2 protein-coding genes are annotated in these 2,179 nt (G+C 42.3%); both read left to right on the forward strand.

Features of this window, described 5'->3' with window-relative positions; translation table 11 throughout:
- Positions 1–443: 443 nt before the first annotated feature.
- Complete coding sequence (locus WAM07_RS06110) at positions 444–1,979, forward strand: spore germination protein (protein WP_422165636.1); 1,536 nt, start codon at positions 444–446, stop codon at positions 1,977–1,979.
- A partial coding sequence (locus tag WAM07_RS06115; RefSeq protein ID WP_422165638.1) for a GerAB/ArcD/ProY family transporter occupies positions 1,954–2,179 on the forward strand: 226 nt, incomplete at its 3' end. The genes WAM07_RS06110 and WAM07_RS06115, both read left to right, overlap by 26 nt.

A 2,179-nucleotide genomic window follows, 5' to 3' on the forward strand; every position in this document is an offset into this window, starting at 1 on the left:
GAGTGAAACGAGCGAGGAAGCTCATGGCAAAAAGGAGGATCGACTAAAGTCGCCACGTCCTGTGGCAACGTCGATCGACCCTACGTCGTGTAGGGCCATAGGAAAGTGTTCAAATGTGGAATCACCCGGAAAGACATGACCAGCATAAGCCGACCATCAAAAGGATTGCGTTTTTTCAATCCGTTGATGAGCGGCTTATGTCTCGAGTGTCTGGGTGATGGAACAAGACGAGTTATTTCCCCACCAGCCCTTCTGCATACAACATAACGGATCCAAATTATCTCGAAGCTGAGTCTTCAACAATCCGGCCCTATTCTTTAATAATCAGTTTTATGAAAATCAAAAGCCAGGTGGACGGTTATCCGTTCATCTGTTTTTTTGTGTAATGGAAAATTTGTATAAGGACTGCCTTTATGTGGAAGCCTAGAAGCAGGTGATGCTAAATGGGATTTCTAAGAAATTTATTAGGAACTAGAGATAAAATTGAGGATTCGAGTCTTAAAGGTCAAGACCAACAACCGAGCCAGCCGAGCTCTAAAAAATTATCGGAAAATGTGGAATACCTTTTAAATGAATTTAAGAGAACCGATGATTTGAAGATACGGGCAATGAATAATGGACAGGCGGTTCTTATGTACTTTGAGCCTCTTGTGGATCAAGAGAAAGTACAGCAGAATATTTTCACTCCTCTTGAAATGGGGCACGTTGAACATATATCCGAAATCCCGAACGCCAGAAGTTCTGAGAATTTGGAAGAGATGATTCCTACCCTGCTGCGCGGCCATGCGATTTATATGGAAAACGGCTGCTCGACTATCACACGTTTTAACGTAACTTCGGCATTCAATCGAAATGTGGAAGAGCCTCAAAATGAAAAAATAGTTCGTGGCTCGCATGATGGATTTATTGAAAACTTAATGATTAATCTCAACCTCGTTCGGAAGAAAATAGAAGACCGTGACCTGGTAGTCAAATATTTTAAAGTAGGAAAGAAAACGAATACAAATATTGCCATAATTTATATGGATGGATTGGCAGACCCTGAAATTGTTGAAAAGATGGAAGAACGAATCAAAGCGATTAGTGTAGACATGATTCAGAGTCCTGGTTATATTGAAGAATTTATTGAGGATAACCCTTATTCTCCATTTCCACAGATGCTGAATACAGAACGTCCCGACCGGGTAACAGCCAATATTATGGAAGGCCGCATTGCTCTTATGGCTGAAGGCAGCCCGACGGCATTAATTGCGCCTTCGACTTTTTTTATGTTTTATCAGGCCTCGGATGATTATAATGCCAGGTGGTACACGGGGACATTTGTACGATTAGTGAGGTTAGCTAGTTTTATTATAGCCATTGGAATGCCTGCTTTTTATATTGCTGTTGTCAGCTTTCACTATGAAGTGCTTCCAGATGAGCTGTTGCTACCTGTGAAAAGTTCCATCAATGAAATAGCTTATCCTCCGATACTGGAAGCATTAATAATGGTCGTTATTATAGAATTAATACGAGAATCAGGGATCCGGCTTCCATCACCTGTAGGTCAGACGATAGGGATTGTGGGGGGGCTTGTAATCGGAGACGCCGTTGTGCGAGCAGGTCTTGTATCGAATTTAATGGTCATCGTGGTTGCTCTGACGGCGATTTCTTCGTATGTAGTACCTTCGAATGAATTAAGTACCACCCTGAGGTTGATGACTTTTCCATTAATATTCCTGGCGGGTACGTTTGGTTTCGTAGGAATTGTGTTTGGCTTTCTATTTTTAACGATTCATTTAACCAGACTGGAATCTTTTGGAGTTCCTTACTTTGCACCAATAGCGCCTCTAAATATCAACGATTTGAAAGACACTTTTGTCAGGCTCCCCTTGTTTATGATGAAGAAGCGGCCAAAAGACGCCCATCCGTTACAAGAAAAAGCTATGGGGGAGTCAAGAGAGTGGGTGCAGCATGAGCAAGACAACAATAAAAACTAAATTATCCCGCCGCCAATATTTCTTTATGATCGTTCAAACAGAAATCGGCGTTGGGATTCTGTCCCTGCCCTATGATCTCCATTCTGCAGCTAAGCAGGATGGCTGGATTTCTCTATTAATCGGCGGCGTGCTTCTGCAAATCGTGCTGCTGGTTATTTGGCTGCTGGCAAAGCGTTTCCCAGATAAAGATTTTTTCCAGA

Origin of the sequence: Halobacillus sp. (assembly GCF_049282395.1) — a bacterium.
GTDB lineage: Bacteria > Bacillota > Bacilli > Bacillales > Halobacillaceae > Halobacillus.